At 63.5% G+C, this 15,238-nt stretch carries 15 protein-coding genes; 6 read left to right on the top strand and 9 right to left on the bottom strand.

The features are described from left to right. Positions 1-83 precede the first annotated feature (83 nt). The 4 genes from CWS72_RS00240 to CWS72_RS00225 all read right to left on the bottom strand — a co-directional run bounded on the left by CWS72_RS00240 (position 84) and on the right by CWS72_RS00225 (position 6,256). Positions 84-1,520, bottom strand: a complete 1,437-nt coding sequence (locus tag CWS72_RS00240; RefSeq protein ID WP_146002572.1) for a helix-turn-helix domain-containing protein — start codon at positions 1,518-1,520, stop codon at positions 84-86. Between the two features lie 131 nt (positions 1,521-1,651). After that, complete coding sequence (gene ptsP / locus CWS72_RS00235; protein WP_101248553.1) at positions 1,652-3,928, bottom strand: phosphoenolpyruvate--protein phosphotransferase; 2,277 nt, start codon at positions 3,926-3,928, stop codon at positions 1,652-1,654. Beyond that, on the bottom strand, positions 3,928-4,959 hold the full coding sequence (locus tag CWS72_RS00230) for an NAD(P)H-dependent flavin oxidoreductase (RefSeq protein ID WP_101248552.1): 1,032 nt from the start codon (positions 4,957-4,959) through the stop codon (positions 3,928-3,930). Before CWS72_RS00230 ends, ptsP begins: the two co-directional genes overlap by 1 nt. A gap of 76 nt (positions 4,960-5,035) precedes the next feature. Continuing rightward, on the bottom strand, positions 5,036-6,256 hold the full coding sequence (locus tag CWS72_RS00225) for an aspartate kinase (protein ID WP_101248551.1): 1,221 nt from the start codon (positions 6,254-6,256) through the stop codon (positions 5,036-5,038). A gap of 135 nt (positions 6,257-6,391) precedes the next feature. On the opposite strand from CWS72_RS00225, the gene ubiG reads away from it, so the two are divergent. Beyond that, positions 6,392-7,132 (top strand): bifunctional 2-polyprenyl-6-hydroxyphenol methylase/3-demethylubiquinol 3-O-methyltransferase UbiG, encoded by a 741-nt coding sequence (ubiG, locus tag CWS72_RS00220; RefSeq protein WP_101248550.1) that lies wholly within the window; start codon positions 6,392-6,394, stop codon positions 7,130-7,132. 149 nt (positions 7,133-7,281) lie between these two features. Here ubiG and CWS72_RS00215 read toward each other — a convergent pair whose 3' ends face one another. Both CWS72_RS00215 and CWS72_RS00210 read right to left on the bottom strand, forming a co-directional pair. After that, positions 7,282-7,980 (bottom strand): alpha/beta fold hydrolase, encoded by a 699-nt coding sequence (locus CWS72_RS00215; protein ID WP_101248549.1) that lies wholly within the window; start codon positions 7,978-7,980, stop codon positions 7,282-7,284. Positions 7,981-7,994: 14 nt separating this feature from the next. Next, positions 7,995-8,537 (bottom strand): hydrolase, encoded by a 543-nt coding sequence (locus tag CWS72_RS00210; protein WP_101248548.1) that lies wholly within the window; start codon positions 8,535-8,537, stop codon positions 7,995-7,997. Between the two features lie 257 nt (positions 8,538-8,794). Between CWS72_RS00210 and CWS72_RS00205 the strand changes: the two genes are divergently transcribed. The 4 genes from CWS72_RS00205 to CWS72_RS00190 all read left to right on the top strand — a co-directional run bounded on the left by CWS72_RS00205 (position 8,795) and on the right by CWS72_RS00190 (position 12,010). Continuing rightward, complete coding sequence (locus tag CWS72_RS00205) at positions 8,795-10,681, top strand: DEAD/DEAH box helicase (RefSeq protein WP_101248547.1); 1,887 nt, start codon at positions 8,795-8,797, stop codon at positions 10,679-10,681. A gap of 124 nt (positions 10,682-10,805) precedes the next feature. After that, a complete protein-coding gene (locus CWS72_RS00200) occupies positions 10,806-11,045 on the top strand; it encodes an Lrp/AsnC ligand binding domain-containing protein (protein WP_101248546.1) in 240 nt (79 codons plus the stop codon). A 141-nt stretch (positions 11,046-11,186) separates the two neighbouring features. Next, entirely contained in the window at positions 11,187-11,510 is a 324-nt protein-coding gene (locus tag CWS72_RS27300; protein WP_146002571.1) for a hypothetical protein, read from the top strand. Beyond that, positions 11,507-12,010 (top strand): ferritin-like domain-containing protein, encoded by a 504-nt coding sequence (locus CWS72_RS00190; protein ID WP_101248544.1) that lies wholly within the window; start codon positions 11,507-11,509, stop codon positions 12,008-12,010. The genes CWS72_RS27300 and CWS72_RS00190 overlap by 4 nt, the downstream gene beginning before the upstream one ends. 48 nt (positions 12,011-12,058) lie before the next feature. Here CWS72_RS00190 and CWS72_RS00185 read toward each other — a convergent pair whose 3' ends face one another. Continuing rightward, a complete protein-coding gene (locus CWS72_RS00185) occupies positions 12,059-12,664 on the bottom strand; it encodes a hypothetical protein (RefSeq protein WP_146002570.1) in 606 nt (201 codons plus the stop codon). Positions 12,665-12,929: 265 nt separating this feature from the next. Between CWS72_RS00185 and pyk the strand changes: the two genes are divergently transcribed. After that, positions 12,930-14,351, top strand: coding sequence for a pyruvate kinase (pyk, locus tag CWS72_RS00180; RefSeq protein WP_101248542.1), 1,422 nt, complete (start codon positions 12,930-12,932; stop codon positions 14,349-14,351). Between the two features lie 156 nt (positions 14,352-14,507). Here pyk and ykgO read toward each other — a convergent pair whose 3' ends face one another. Together ykgO and CWS72_RS00170 are read right to left on the bottom strand one after the other, a co-directional pair. Continuing rightward, positions 14,508-14,633: a type B 50S ribosomal protein L36 gene (gene ykgO / locus CWS72_RS00175; protein ID WP_101248541.1), complete on the bottom strand. Its 126-nt coding sequence runs from the start codon at positions 14,631-14,633 to the stop codon at positions 14,508-14,510. A gap of 210 nt (positions 14,634-14,843) precedes the next feature. After that, positions 14,844-15,182, bottom strand: a complete 339-nt coding sequence (locus CWS72_RS00170; RefSeq protein WP_101248540.1) for a hypothetical protein — start codon at positions 15,180-15,182, stop codon at positions 14,844-14,846. Positions 15,183-15,238 lie beyond the last annotated feature (56 nt).

Here is a 15,238-nt window from a genome sequence, read left to right as displayed (position 1 = left end):
AATCGTATCCGGACAAAGCGGCGTCAAGCCACCTGCCGCACTTCGTGGAACGCAAGTCTCCAGACTTTCCGCCGGTGGCGTTCTTATTCGCCACCAGTGGCCGTCCCGGCCGGCGCTTCCGCCGGTGGGCCGGCCGGTGCGACCGGCTCCGGTGCCGGCTCCAGGCCGTTCTTCAGACGCTCGGGGTCCAGCGGCACATCATGGCGCACCATGCCGGCACGGCCCAGCCCCGAGGTTTCCTTGCCATCGACCTCGACGGCCAGGGCGCCGGCATTGCCGACGGTCATCCGCATCCCGGCGCGGGTGGGCGCGGAATAGCTCTCGCCTTTCCGCAGCAGACGCTTTTGCACAATCTTGCCATTGCGGTCGCGGATTTCAATCCAGCAGTCCTCGGTCGCCTTCAAAACGACCCGCGAGGACGGCGCGGCGGGGATGACGGGTTTGGCCCCCTCGCCGGACGGCGTTTCCGCAGGAACGCCCTCGCCGGTGACCGCCGTGGAGACGGCGTCGGTCTTGGCGCGGGCCTTGTTCCTGGCATCGCGGGCGGGCTTGGCGGCATCGGCCGCCGGGGACGCGGACTCGGTCGCGGCACCAGTCTGCGAACCGTCCGGATAAGCGGAACTCACCGCGGCGTCGGCCGGCGGCTCGGCGGGCTTGGCCGGTTCCGGCGGACGAACGGTCTTGTTCCGGGCATCCCGTCCCGGCTTTCCATCCTGCGAACGCGAAACGGCGGCGTCGCCGACAGGCGCTGCCGCCGGAGCCGGCGCGGGAGAGGCGGAAGGCGCGAGAGGCGCGGGAGCCGAAGACGGCGTCACCGCCGGCACCGGCGTGACCGGCACGCCGGGCGCCGCCTGGGACGACGACGCGCCATCATCCTCGGCCGGGGGAATGACATCCTCGTGCGGGGAGGACGTCGGCACGGAACCCTGCGACGGCGTCACCGTGGGCACAGCCGCCGGAGCGGCTGCGGCCGGCGGCGGCTGCGGCACCTCATTGACCTTGTTGCCGTCGACGGGAACCAGTTCCGAACCGCTTCCCACCGGCTGATGAATCAGGGCGGCCAGCCGCTCGGGCAGCGCCGGCACGGCCGTGGCGACCGACGGATCACGCGATTGATACCAATACCAGGCGCCATAAGCCGCCGCCGCGGCCAGAACGGCGAAGCCGAGCAAGGCTCCTGTCGGGATGCTTCCCTCGGAGACGGCGGACGGAAAGACCAATTCGGCGCGATTGTTGAACTCGCCGTTTTCCTGGCGGAACCGGCGGACGATCTCTTTGCTGTCGAGTCCCAGATATTCGGCGTAGCCCCGCACGAAACCGACCGCATAGGTCGATCCGGGAAGATCGTCCGAACGCCCCGCCTCAATCGCGCGTAGGTAGGGTTGACGGATCCTCAACGCATTGGCAACGAACCCAAGATCCTCGCCGCGTCGCTCCCGGGCCTCGCGCAGGAGGGAACCGACGCTGCCGGTCGCTTCGGCCGGAGCGGTTACGCCCATGTCTTGGTTTTCTGCTGCCACGGTACGACGATCCTTGATTTTCGCTTGTTGTTCCACCAACCGCCGTCAGGAGCTCTTCTTAGCAAAAAAGGCATTCGAAATGCAATGGCGGCCCATCGAAACATGCCGATGACGGCGATGGGGAAGAAAACTTAAAGTTGAACACCGTGATCCAATGCAAAATTACGCAACTTATCACGGACCGAATGGTCCGGAAGATCATAGAGGGTCGACATGTAGTCTTCCAGTCTGGAAAGGGAAAGACTGCGCACCATCGCCTTGACCGGGCCGATGGACGGTGCCGACATCGACAAATTACGGATGCCCAACCCCAGCAGAACCATGGCGTCAAGCGGCCGTCCGGCCATTTCCCCGCACAGGGAAAGCTGCACGCCGGCATCGAGGCAACGGTCGGTGATCGACCGCAGATAGCTCAACATGGGCGGCGAGAGGACGTCGTAACGTTCCGATATCCGCATGTTTCCGCGATCGGCGGCGAACAGGAACTGCGTCAGGTCGTTACTGCCGATGGAAATGAAATCGACATGCTTCAGCAAGGCGGGAAGCTGCCAGGCCAGGGACGGCACCTCGAGCATGGTGCCGACACGCAATTGGGCCGGGGGCTTGCCGCCTTCGGCGCGATGCCGCTCCAATTCCATGTCCAACAGGGCGCGGGCCTTGATGAGTTCGGCGGCCTCGGCGACCATCGGAAACATGATATAGAGATCCCGCTCGGCCCCGGCGCGGACCAGGGCGCGCAACTGATGGCGCAGCACCGCCGGACGATCAAGCGTGATGCGGATCGAACGCCAGCCCATGGCGGGATTGTCCTCGCCGGCGCTGTCCCAATAAGGCAGCAGCTTGTCCGAGCCGACGTCGAGGGTGCGAAACACCACCGGCTTGCCCTGGGCGGCGTCGAGAATTTTCGAATAAAGGCTCGTCTGGGCCCAGACGTCGGGCAATTGCGGACGGGCCATGAAGGGCATTTCGGTGCGGTAAAGACCGATGCCGTGGGCTCCCGTCGCCTCCAACTGCGGCACGTCGGCCAGCAATCCCGCGTTCAGCAGCAGACGCACCGGCTGGTCGCATTGAGTGACGGCCGGCAGGTCGCGCATGGCCGCATAGGTCGCCAACTTGACCGCGCGGGTCTCCAGATTGGCGGCGAAAGCGTCGAGAATATCGTCGGAGGGCCGGACGAATACCTGTCCATTATCGCCATCGACCACCACCGGATCCATGGTATCGATGCGCACAAGGGCGTCCTTCACCCGGCCGACCACGGGAATGTCGAGGGCGCGGGCCAGAATCGCCACATGCATGGTGGGCGAGCCGTCCTCCAGCACCAGACCGCGCAGACGGCGCCGGTCGTAATCCAGGAGCTCGGTCGGCCCCATCGTCCGGCAGACCAGGATGGTATTCTCGGGCAGTTCGGTTCCCGCCGCCGTGCCCCCGCTGCCGCCCGCGCGCACCAGATGCTGCAGCAGGCGGTTGGCGATATCCTCGAGATCGTGCAGACGTTCGCGCAAGTAGGGATCGCTCACCTGGCTCATGCGGATGCGGGTATCCTCATGCACCTTCTGCACGGCGGCCTCTGCGGTCAGGCCCGATTGGATCGCTTCGCTGATGCGCGCGCGCCAGCCGGCGTCCTCGGCGAACATGCGATAGGTCTCCAGAACCTCGCGATGCTCCCCGCCGAACGCCAGATCCTGGGCCTCGAACATTTCGTCGAGGGAATTGCGCATCCGGTTGAGGGCGTCGCGCAGACGGGCCAGCTCCACCTGCGGGTCCTCGGCGACCAGCTTCTGGACGATGATCTTGGGCTCGTGCATGACGGCGACGCCGATGCCGATACCCGCGGTCAGGCGCACCCCCTCCATCCGCACCGGCAGCACGGCATTGCCGTCGATGGGGGCCAGTTCGTCGCGATTGATCAGTTCGCCGGAAGAAACCAGTTCGGCCAGAACCATGGCCACGGTTTCGAGGGTCTCGACTTCCTCTTCCGTATATTGGCGCTGGCTTTTGTTCTGCACCACCAGGACGCCGATGACCCGGCCCCCGCGGATGATCGGCACGCCGACCAGCGAATGGAAGATTTCCTCACCGGTTTCCGGACGATAGGCGAAACGGGGATGGCTCTGCGCGTCGGCCAGCGCCAATGGCCGGGCATGGGCGGCGATGTCGCCGACCAGTCCCTCACCCACCCGCAGGCGCGTTTCATGAACGGCGCTTTTCAGCAAGCCCTCGGTGGCGAACAGCTCAAGCACCTCGCCCGCCCGCATCACATAGCAGGAGCAGACTTCCGCCACCATGTCGGCGGCGATCAGAGTCACCACCTTGTCAAGACGGTCCTGGGCGGACCCCCCGCCCGCCATGACGTCACGCAGTCGGCCCAGCAGTCGTCGCGAGATCGTGCTGGCGCTCGGCAGCATCAGAAGGTCGCCTCCAATGTCTCCCGGGAATCGAGAGCCCTCACCGCCTGATCGACGAGATCGGCGATGATTTCCACCGTCGGCTGTTCGCGGCTGACCATGCCGACGCTCTGGCCCGCCATCAGCGAGCCGTTCTCGATGTCGCCGTCGATCACCGCCTTCCTGAGCGCGCCCGCCCAGTAATGCTCGATTTCGAGCTGGGCCGACTTCTGATCGATCTCGCCCTTGCGGAACCGGCCGATCACGTCGTGCTGAAAGGTGATGAAGCGCTGCGAAGCGGGATTGGTGAGCGCGCGGACGGGAATGACCGGGAAATTGGGGTCGACCTGGGCCGAGGGCACCGCATCGCGCGCGTTGGCCCGAATGAAGGCCTGCTTGAAATTGGGATGCGCGACGCATTCCGTGGCGCAAACGAAACGGGTGCCGAGCTGCACGCCGGCCGCCCCCATTTCGAGATAGGAGACGATCACCTCTCCACGCCCGATGCCACCGGCGACGAAGACCGGCACGTCGCGGACCACGGGCAGGATCTCCTGGGCGAGGACGCTGGTCGAAACCGGCCCGATATGGCCGCCCGCCTCGGTTCCCTCGATGATCAGAGCATCGGCGCCGAGACGAACCAGCTTCTTGCCGAAAAGAGCCGTCGGCGCGAAGCACATCACCTTGGCGCCCAGTTCCTTGGCCCGCGTGATCGAAGAGGCCTGGGGCAGACCGCCGGCCAGCACCACATGCCCGACCCGCAAGCGGCCGCAAACCTCGATCAGTTCGGCCAGCTGCGGATGCATGGTGATCAGATTGACGCCGAACGGCCTGTCGGTCAGCGCCTGGGTCCCCTCGATTTCGGCCGCCAGAAGGGCGGGAGGCATGGACCCGCAGGCCAGCACCCCGAAACCGCCGGCGTTGGAGATCGCCGCCACCAGGTGCCGTTCCGACACCCAGGACATCGCCCCACCCATGATCGCCACTTCCGTGCCGAGAAAGTCCCGGCCACGCCGCCACAACCGATCCAAATGCGTCCGGGCCAAGGACATTCGCGTCTTACTCCTCTCGCGCCTTCGACCATAAAATCGAACCGGAAACCACCTTTGCAATTTCCGGACTAAAAATTCAGTGCGTATCCAGACCGTAGGCCGTATGCAAGGCACGCAGGGCCAGTTCGGTGTATTCCTCGGCGATGAGCACGCTCACCTTGATTTCCGAGGTGGAAATCACCTGGATGTTGATGGATTTTTCGGCCAGGGTCTTGAACATTTTTTGAGCAACGCCCGCATGGCTGCGCATGCCCATGCCGATGACCGAGATCTTCACGACATTGCTGTCCGGCACCAGACGCTCGTAATGCAGCTCGTCCTTTTTCTCGTTCAGCACCTTGATGGCGCGATCGAGATCGGATTTGGCCAGCGTGAAGGTCATATCGGTATGCTTGCCGTCTTCCGACACGTTCTGCACGATCATGTCGACATTGACATTGGCGTCCGTCAACGGGCCGAAAATAGAGGCGGCGACGCCGGGGCGATCGGCCACCCTGACCAAGGTGATCTTGGCCTCGTCGCGGCTATAGGCGATGCCGCTCACCAGTTCCTTTTCCACGATTTCATCCTCATCACAAACCAAAGTTCCGGGAGCATCGACGAAGCTCGACAGCACCTGCACCCGCACACGGTACTTCATCGCCATTTCGACCGAACGGGTCTGCAGCACCTTGGCGCCGAGCGATGCCAGCTCAAGCATTTCCTCGTAAGTGATCTTATCGAGCTTCTTGGCCTTGGCAACGATGCGCGGGTCGGTGGTGTAGACGCCGTCCACATCGGTATAGATGTCGCAACGGTCGGCCTTGACGGCGGCGGCGATCGCCACCGCGCTGGTATCCGACCCGCCACGGCCCAGGGTCGCCACCCGGTTGCCCGGACCGACGCCCTGGAAACCGGCGACCACGGCCACCTCGCCCTCGGCCATGCGCCGTTCCAGCTCGGTGGTGTCGATCGATTCGATGCGCGCCTTGCCATGCGCCCCATCGGTCCGGATCGGAATCTGCCAGCCCATCCAGGACCGCGCCGTCACGCCGATTTCCTGCAGCGCCATGGCAAGAAGGCCGATGGTCACCTGCTCTCCGGTGGCGACCACCGTGTCATATTCCCGGGCGTCATGCAGGGGGGCGATCTGCTTGCAGTAGTCGACGAGTTGATTGGTCACGCCGGACATGGCGGAAACCACGACGGCGACCTCATTTCCCCGATCGACCTCGGCTTTCACCCGGCGAGCCACATTTTTAATGCGTTCGCAATCGCCGACCGATGTGCCGCCGAATTTCATAACGATGCGCGCCATCGTTTTATTTCCTTGAAAGAATCTATAGATAGCCAGGTTGCCGCTTAAGCGAAGGCGCGTATACATACTCTAAGATCGTCAGCCGACGCAAGACCACCCTCCCCTCAAGCCGCGACCTGCAGTAAGGAGCATTCCATGGCGTCCACCACCACCCCCACCACGGCCTCTCCCGAAGAGATCGCCCGTTTCCAGGCGATGGCGGACGCCTGGTGGGATGCCGAAGGCGATTTCAAACCGCTGCACCAGCTCAATCCGCCGAGGTTGGCCTTTTTGCGCGACCATCTAGCGGAACATTTTTCACGCGATGCCACCGCGCCTCGCCCTTTCGAGGGATTGAGCCTGCTCGACGTCGGCTGCGGCGGCGGTCTTCTATCCGAACCGATGGCGCGCCTGGGCTTCGCCGTCACGGCCATCGACGCGGGGGAAAAGAACATCGGCGTGGCGCGCCTGCATGCCGAGCAGGGCGGCCTCGACATCGATTACCGCTGCGCCACGCCGGAAACCCTGGACCGGCAATTCGACGTGGTGATGACGATGGAGGTCATCGAGCATGTGCCGGACGCCGATGCGTTTCTCTCCGCCGTCGGCGACCGCCTGAAGCCGGGCGGCGCCTTTTTCGGGGCAACGCTGAACCGCACCCCGCAATCCTTCGCCCTGGCCATCGTCGGGGCCGAATATATTCTGCGCTGGCTGCCGCGCGGCACCCACGATTGGCGGAAATTCGTCCGTCCCTCCGAATTCGCCGCGGCTCTGCGCCGGGTCGGCATCGCTCCGAAAAGCTTCGAAGGCGTGCGCTACGCGCCCTTGCGCGAGCGCTGGGAGCGTTGCGCCTCGCTCGAGGTCAATTATGCCGTCTATGGCGTTCGCGCCGGCTGATCCGGGAAAGACAAAGGACCCGTTAAACGATAAGTGATCGTCTAACGGGTCCTTAAGAATCATCAGTGTTGAGTTTCCGCATCCGCGGAAACCCTGGCTCGGACGCCGCTCGGGCTTGGGGCCTCCCTCTTTCGAGGCGGCCGGTCGGCTCATCCCTGCAGCCAATAACGCAACAGCGCGCTGACCGCGTGAGGCTGCTCCAAGGGCGCCAGATGTCCGGCATCCTCGATGATGACCAGCCTGGCCCCGGGGATGCCGTCGGAAATCTCCTGCAAGATGACGGGCGGCGTGATGGTGTCCTGGCGCCCGCCGGCGACCAGGGTCGGCACGGAGATGGCGGAGAGGCCGGGAAGACTGTCGGGTCGACCGAGAATGGCCGTCTGCTGGCGGATGAAGGCGTCCGCGCCGATCCGCTCGGCCATCGCCAGCACGGTGCGGGCGATTTCGGGATCCTTCGCATGATCGGGATGCAACTGACCGGCCAGCATCTGGGGGGGAAGCTTCGAAAAGCCGCCCCGCCTGGCGATATCGATCAGTTCACGGCGGCGGATGCGCGAGTCTTCGGGATCGAGCCGGGCCCGGGTATCGAACAAGGCCAGGCGGCTGACGCGCTCCGGCGCCCGGCGCATGATTTCGAAGGAGACATAGCCGCCCATCGACAAGCCGGCCAGGGCGAAGCGCGGCGGCGCCCGGTCGAGAATGGCGCAGGCCAGACCGGCGACACTGTCGGCCACCGTCAGATCGGCCACCGCGATGTCGGCGACATCGGCGAGCGTCTCGCATTGATGTCGCCACAAGGCGGCGTCGTTCAATAATCCCGGGCAGAGGAGAAGCTGTGTCTTCGTCATCTTCCACGCCCGCCCTATTTAACCAGGCCGACCAATTCCTTGAAGGCCGGGGTCCCGGCCGCGCGCAGCCATTCGAACAGGACCATTTCGACGGTCACCGTGGGAATACCCGCCTGACGCAGGCGTTCCCATGCCGCCGTCTCATTCTCCGGGCGGCGCGAGGCGCTGGCGTCGGTGACGACGAAGGGATCGAACCCTTTCTCTTTCAGCCCGAGCGCCGATTGCAGCACGCAGATATGCGCTTCGATTCCGGCCAGGACCACCTGCCGGCGACGGCCGGCGGTCAGACGATCAAGCAGGGCGGGTTCGTCGGCGCAGGAAAAGTGCAGCTTGGCCACGGCTCCTTCCGGCGGCAACCATTCGCGCAAATCGAAGATCGTCGGCCCGATGCCTTGCGGATATTGCTCGCTGGCGATCACCGGCACCTCCAGGCGTTGGGCCGCCCGCATCAGCAGACCGCAGCCGCGGATGACCCGACGGGGATCAGACATCACGGGAGCAAGCCGCTCCTGCACATCGATGATGAGAAGATTGGATTGCTCGGCACGCATCAGCATTTTTCGGCCCTCGAACGATCATTGGCGCCGAAACCCTAACCCAATGGCCCTCTCGAACCAAGCGACAGGCTGTCCATCCGGCCCCCGCGGAGGCAAAAATGGGGCGACGGGAGCAATGATTCCGGAGACCGGAGACAAAATATCGAAGCAGATGTTTGACAGCACCGCGTGAGTCACTATTATCCCGCTGCACATCATTACGATGTCATTTTTAATTTCCGTGGACGCCACGGTTCCATTCCGGACATAGAAGACCCATGACGTTTGCCGATCTAGGCCTAGGCCCCGAAATCCTCAAGGCCGTGGAAGAGGCTGGATACGTAGACCCCACGCCGATTCAAGAACAGGCCATCCCCGTAATTCTGATGGGGCGTGATGTCCTCGGCGTGGCTCAAACCGGAACCGGAAAAACGGCCGGCTTCACCCTCCCGATGATCGAAATCCTGGCCGGCAGCCGGGCCAAGGCGCGCATGCCTCGCTCGCTGATCCTGGCGCCGACGCGGGAATTGGCCGCGCAGGTGGCCGAGAATTTCGAGAAGTATGGGAAATACCACCGCCTGACCATGGCGCGTCTGATCGGCGGGGAAAGCTTCGTTGATCAGGAAAAACTTCTCGATCGCGGCGTCGACGTCCTGATCGCCACCCCCGGGCGGCTGATGGATCTTTTCGATCGCGGGCGCATCTTGCTGAACGACGTCAAGATTTTGGTCATCGACGAAGCCGACCGCATGTTGGACATGGGATTCATCCCGGATGTCGAACGCATCGTTTCGCTGTTGCCGAAAATTCGCCAGACGCTTTTCTTCTCGGCGACCATGGCGCCGGAAATCCGCCGGCTGGCCGACGCCTTCCTGATGAATCCGAAGGAGGTCACGGTCGATGCGCAGGCGTCGACGGCGACCACCGTCGAACAGTTCATGGTGATTTGCGATGATCAGGATAAGCGCGAAGCGCTGCGCCGCCTGATCCGCTCGGAAGACGTCAAGAACGCGCTGATCTTCTGCAACCGCAAGCGCGACGTCGACATTCTCTATAAATCGCTGACCAGGCACGGCTTCGACGCGGCGCAGTTGCACGGCGACATGGCCCAGTCCGCGCGCACCGAAACGCTGGAGCGTTTCAAGAGCGGAACCGTCCGCTTGCTGGTCTGCTCGGACGTGGCGGCGCGCGGCATCGACATTTCCGACCTGTCCCACGTCTTCAACTTCGACGTCCCCAATCACGCCGAGGATTACGTCCACCGCATCGGTCGTACCGGACGTGCCGGCAAATTGGGCCGGTCCTTCACCATCGCGGGCCCGGATGATGGAAAATTCGTCGCCGCCATCCGTCAGCTGATCGGCAAGGAAATCCCGCAGGTCTCCATTGAAGGCGTCGCGGAGGCCTCGCTCGACATGCAAAGCTCCGGTCGCCGACGCGGCAACGGACGCAAGCCGGGTGACCGGAGCAAGGATCGCGACCGCACGCCGCGCCGCGCCTCGTCCGGGACGACTCCGGCCGAGACCGCCAGCCCCATTGCTCCGCCGGTACAGGAAGAACCCCAACAGGCCGATCGGGGCCAACGCGCCCCGCGCGCCGACCGCGACTGGTCGGGACGGTCGCGCAATGAGCGGCCCCGGTCCGGAGATGCGGATCGCAATCGGGGACGGAGTCACGGTGATCGTGACCGCCGGTATCGCGACGATCATGGAATCGGCGAGATGACCCATCCGGACAATGTGATTGGATTTGGCGACGCCTTGCCCGATTTCCTGGCTCGCCCCGTCCCGCTGCCCAAGATCGTGGACAAAAAGAGCGAGCAGGAGGAGGAAACCGCCCCCATCGTAATGATGGAGGAGGCTCCCGCCAAAAAGAAGGCCTCTCCCAGGAAGGCGCCCGCCAAGAAGGCGGCGGCTCCCAGGAAGGCTGCAGCGCCTGCGAAGAGCAAGGTCGAGAAAGACACCGTCGAAGTCGCCGCGCCGATCGAACCGGCCGAACCTCCGGCGGCCATCGAAGCCTCCCCTCTTCCGGAAACGGCGGCTCCGGCCGAGACGGCCGAAAAGAAAAAAAGGCCGGCTCGCAAGCGGGCTCCGGCCAAGACCGCCACTCCCAGAAAACGGGCGCCCGCGGCGAAAAAGGCCGCTCCGGTCGGGGAAGATGCTTAACCCGGCAGCGCCGGTTCCGCCGACACGGATTTTTGTTCGGTTTGCCGGGCGGCGCCCGTTATTCTGAAAAGCGCCGGACGTCAAACCGGCCTTGACCGGATGCCGCGCTGGGAGGGGTATCGCCATGCAGACCATTTTCGTCTTCGTCAAAGCCGAATTGGGCCGAGCCTACGAAGTGGCAGACCGGGCCGTCGAAACCGAACGCGTCTCGGAGGCGCATTCGGTTTCCGGCCAGTATGACTTGCTGCTGAAGTGCTATCTCGACGACGGCCTGGACATCGGTCATTTCGTCACCGAGTCCATCCAGACGCTTCCCGGCGTCAAGGACACCTTCACCTTGATCGCCTTCAAGGCCTTTTCCTGAAAATCCGCGACGACTGCCTCGACATAGAGGATTTGACAGGGTGATCGCGGTTGATTTCCCATCACTGCCTCGCTGGGGCCGTGCGGACAATCGGCAAGATTCTCTCCGTCCTCTTATGGTCCCGGTGCGCTCCGCCTTTTGATGAACCACCAAGGCGCCAAGGTGGCGGATGGACCACCGGCATTTTCCCGTCCGGTCATCGGCTGTCGGCCGAATGCCTGCGGCGCGGATTGGCCGCCGCCGACTGATCCGAAAGACGCCTTGGTGCCTTGGTGGTTCAAAATATCCGGGTTTCCTTTCATGCCATTGGTGTCGCCCCGCCCGTTCATCGCTGGATTTGTCTTTGCCGGCCGAACATGTAATTCTGAAATCATTCAAGAAAGTTCACCGGCAACCGCCGGCCTCATGCCGGACAGTGAAACCACGGCGAGCTTCGCCGATATCGAGAGGAAATTCGCATCATGAACGATGTGGAGATGTTTCTGGCGCACGCCATCGCCCTGGAAGCCGAAGCCGCCGAACGCTACGAGGAGCTGGCCGACGCCATGGAGGTCCACAACAATCCGGATGTCGCCGAGATGTTCCGCAAGCAGGCCCACTTCTCCCGGCTGCATTGGGCCGACGTCAAGGAAACCGCCAAGGGGCACGATCTGCCGAAACTCAAGCCCTGGGAATATCAATGGCAGTCGACGGAAGGTCCGGAATCAGCGGCCATCGAACGAACCCATTACCTGATGACACCCTATCACTGTATCCATTTGGCGCTGCAAAACGAACGGCGCGGGCATCAATATTATGCCGACATCGCCTACAAGACCGGCAATCCCGAAGTCCGGAAGCTGGCCATGCAATTCGCCGAGGAAGAGGCGCAGCATGTGATCATGCTGGAAAAATGGGCCACCAACGTCGCTGAGCCGGAGCCCGACTGGGATCTCGATCTGGATCCGCCCGTGGTATCGGATTGACCGCAGGGGCCGGTGGATGGCCGGTTCTCCGACCATCCACCCATCGGTTTACGAACCGATACCGATCAATTTTCTAAGGGCACCGAGGTTCCACCCGCGTGCCGCCTCCAGCAAGACGTCGTCCTTGGTGATCTCATTGCCTTCTATCTGCAGAAGGGCGCGGTCCCCAATGACCATCACCACCTCGCCGGCCCGCGTCTGCGGATCGAAGCGCAGCACGGCGTCGTCGGTTCCCAACTTGACCTTCGACCAGCCGGGCCGGAGGGACTGCCGCGACGCCTCCTGAACCATCGCCATGGACGAGGCCACCGCGGGATTGTCGATGATCAGCGAGACGTTCAGCGTCGCCTCGCCCTTGCTGTAGGCCTCGGTGACCTCCAACCCGCCTCCCGCCCCGTCCAAAGCCTGCAGTTCCGGAGCCGAGCTCACCCAGCCGCGCGGCGCCACCGGCAACAACTTGCCGAATTGCCCGACCAGATTCTGGTTGAGTTGGAGAGTGGCCGCTTGCAACGCGGCGAGAGCGTGCAACGGGTCCCCCTTGCCGTAAGCGGCACGGGCGGCCTCGATCTGGACCGCGACGTCATCGGCCCGGGCCGGAGAGATCATCCCCAGGATCAGGAACGAGGCTAAACAGAAAAGTGAAGGAAAGCGCATGAACGACCCGTCCCGATAGGATATCTCCGACGACGTCTTAGAGTCTAACAGAGGCAGAGAACTTCACACAACCCAACCGCAGAATGAAAGCGGAGCGGCTTATTGCCACGCCGGTGAGACTGTCATGGAAAGTTGTGTCGCCTCGACGTCAAAGATGTCACAAAATAAGTCTCAAAGGAGTGCTGGCCGCTGGTCGCGAGACAGCCAATATCCATTGACTGACAGCACGAAAGATTCGTTCGACGGCAGAAAGGCTGGGAACTCCATGAAAAGAAGTCGAAACGCCAAAATCCTCGCCACCCTGGGGCCTGCAAGCTCCTCCCCCGAAATGATCGAAGCCCTGTTCAAGGCCGGGGCCGACGCCTTCCGTCTGAATTTCAGCCACGGCACGCATGCCGAGCAGCAACAGCGTTACGACATCATCCGGCAGGTCGAGAAAACCCAAGGCCGCCCCATCGGCATCGTCGCCGATCTGCAAGGACCGAAACTGAGAGTCGGAAACTTCACCGCCGGCAAGGTGCATCTGCCGAGTGGGCAGCATTTCCGCCTGGACCTTGATGACGCTCTGGGAGACGAGCATCGGGTCAGTCTCCCCCATCCCGAGGTCTTCGCCGCCCTGCGCGCCGGCACCGAGCTCCTGCTCGATGACGGACGCATGCGGCTGCGCGTCGAACAGCATGGGGCCGATTTCGCCGAAACCGTGGTCATCACCGGAGGGGATCTCTCCAATCACAAAGGGGTGAACGTTCCCAACGTGGTGCTCCCCCTTTCCCCCCTGACCGACAAGGACAAGGTGGACCTGGCCTACGCCCTCGAAATGGGTGTCGACTGGCTGGCCCTGTCCTTCGTCCAACGGCCGGAAGACGTCCAGGAGATCAAACGCCTGGTCGGAGACCGTGTCCGCATCATCAGCAAGCTGGAAAAACCCGCCGCCATTGATCATCTGGCCGCGATCATCGAATTATCCGACGGCATCATGGTGGCCCGTGGCGACCTGGGCGTCGAATGTCCCCCCGAAACGGTGCCGATCCTCCAGAAGCGGATTATCCGGGCGGCCCGCGAAGCCGGAAAGCCGGTGGTGGTCGCCACGCAGATGCTGGATTCCATGATCCATGCCCCGGCGCCCACCCGGGCGGAAGCCTCCGACGTGGCCACCGCCGTCTATGACGGCGCGGACGCCGTGATGCTGTCGGCGGAAACCGCCGCCGGTGATTATCCGCTGGATGCGGTGACCATCATGGACCGCATCATCGATCGCGTCGAAGGCGACGAGCAATACAAGATCATCCGCGACGCTTCGCGGCCGACGCCGACCGGCACCACCCGCGACGCCATCAGCGCCGCCGCCCGCCAGGTCGCCCATACTCTGGCGGTGGGCGCCGTGGTAACCTATACCTCATCCGGCTCGACGACGCTCCGCGCCGCCCGCGAGCGCCCCGACGTCCCCATCCTCTGCCTGACGACCAATGTCACGGTGGCCCGCCAGATGGCCATCGTCTGGGGCAGCTACGGCGTCGTCGCCCCCGACATCCACAGTTTTGGGGAAATGGTCGCCCTCGCCATCCGTGTCGCCCAGGAGCAGGATTTCGCCCAATGGAAGGAGCAGATCGTTATCACAGCGGGGGTCCCCTTCGGCACGCCGGGGACCACCAACATCCTTCGCGTGGCCGTGGTCGAAGAGCAATGACTCTTCCCCGGGGCAATCGGTGCATCCGATTGCCCCGACGGCTCCACTGGCCTTGGCGAACGCGAAAAAGCGAAGGGCCGCACTGCCATGCGGCCCTTCGCTTATAAAGTCTAACCTAAGACGATTCTGACCGCGCCTTTCGGCGCGAGCCTCGAATCAGCCCTGGCGGGCCTTGAAGCGCGGGTTCGTCTTGTTGATCACATAGACGCGGCCCTTCCGACGGACCACCCGGCAGTTCTTGTCGCGCAGCTTGGCCGACTTCAGGGAGTTGCGAACTTTCATAGCCCTCGTTCCTTAAAGACTCTGGGGGAAGACCACAGCGACTGGGAATAAACCCACACCGCGCCTTCCGGAGGCGGCGAACATACGCAACACCCCGGGTCCTGTCAACGGCCCAATCGCCCGTTTCGCCGATGAATTTTTCACACCGAAGAGGCCGTTCAGCCCGAGCGTCTCCCGAGCCCGCCAATTCGATAATCGCCCGACAGCCCCTTATTTATCACCAGACCCGGGACGGACCTCGGCCGATATTTGGAGATCGAAGTCGACGAAACGGCCCGCGTCGCCGTAATGGCCGGGAAAAGGCCGATTACCGATCCGCGTCATCACGCCATAGGTCATGGAGGACTCGATGTTGAAACGGGTGTCCGGGGAGGCGTCGTCACGGCTCACCGGCTCCTTCGCGCGATCATTCCGGGTGGTTCCCGTCTCGGCCTTGACCGCGCCCTCATCCGGGATCGCGTCGAACAGGTCCGCAGCTCTCGCCGTCACCACGCCAAGAAGGGAAAAAAGGATCAGGCCATAGCCCACGGTCAGCATGACGCGTTTCATGCGAACACCTCCAGCGAGGGAAGGCTACACCCCCACCGCCCGCCGGACAATGCCGG

It is taken from the genome of Telmatospirillum siberiense, from assembly GCF_002845745.1.
In the GTDB taxonomy this organism is placed as follows: domain Bacteria; phylum Pseudomonadota; class Alphaproteobacteria; order Rhodospirillales; family Magnetospirillaceae; genus Telmatospirillum; species Telmatospirillum siberiense.
This window is presented reverse-complemented; position numbering and strand designations above follow the sequence as displayed.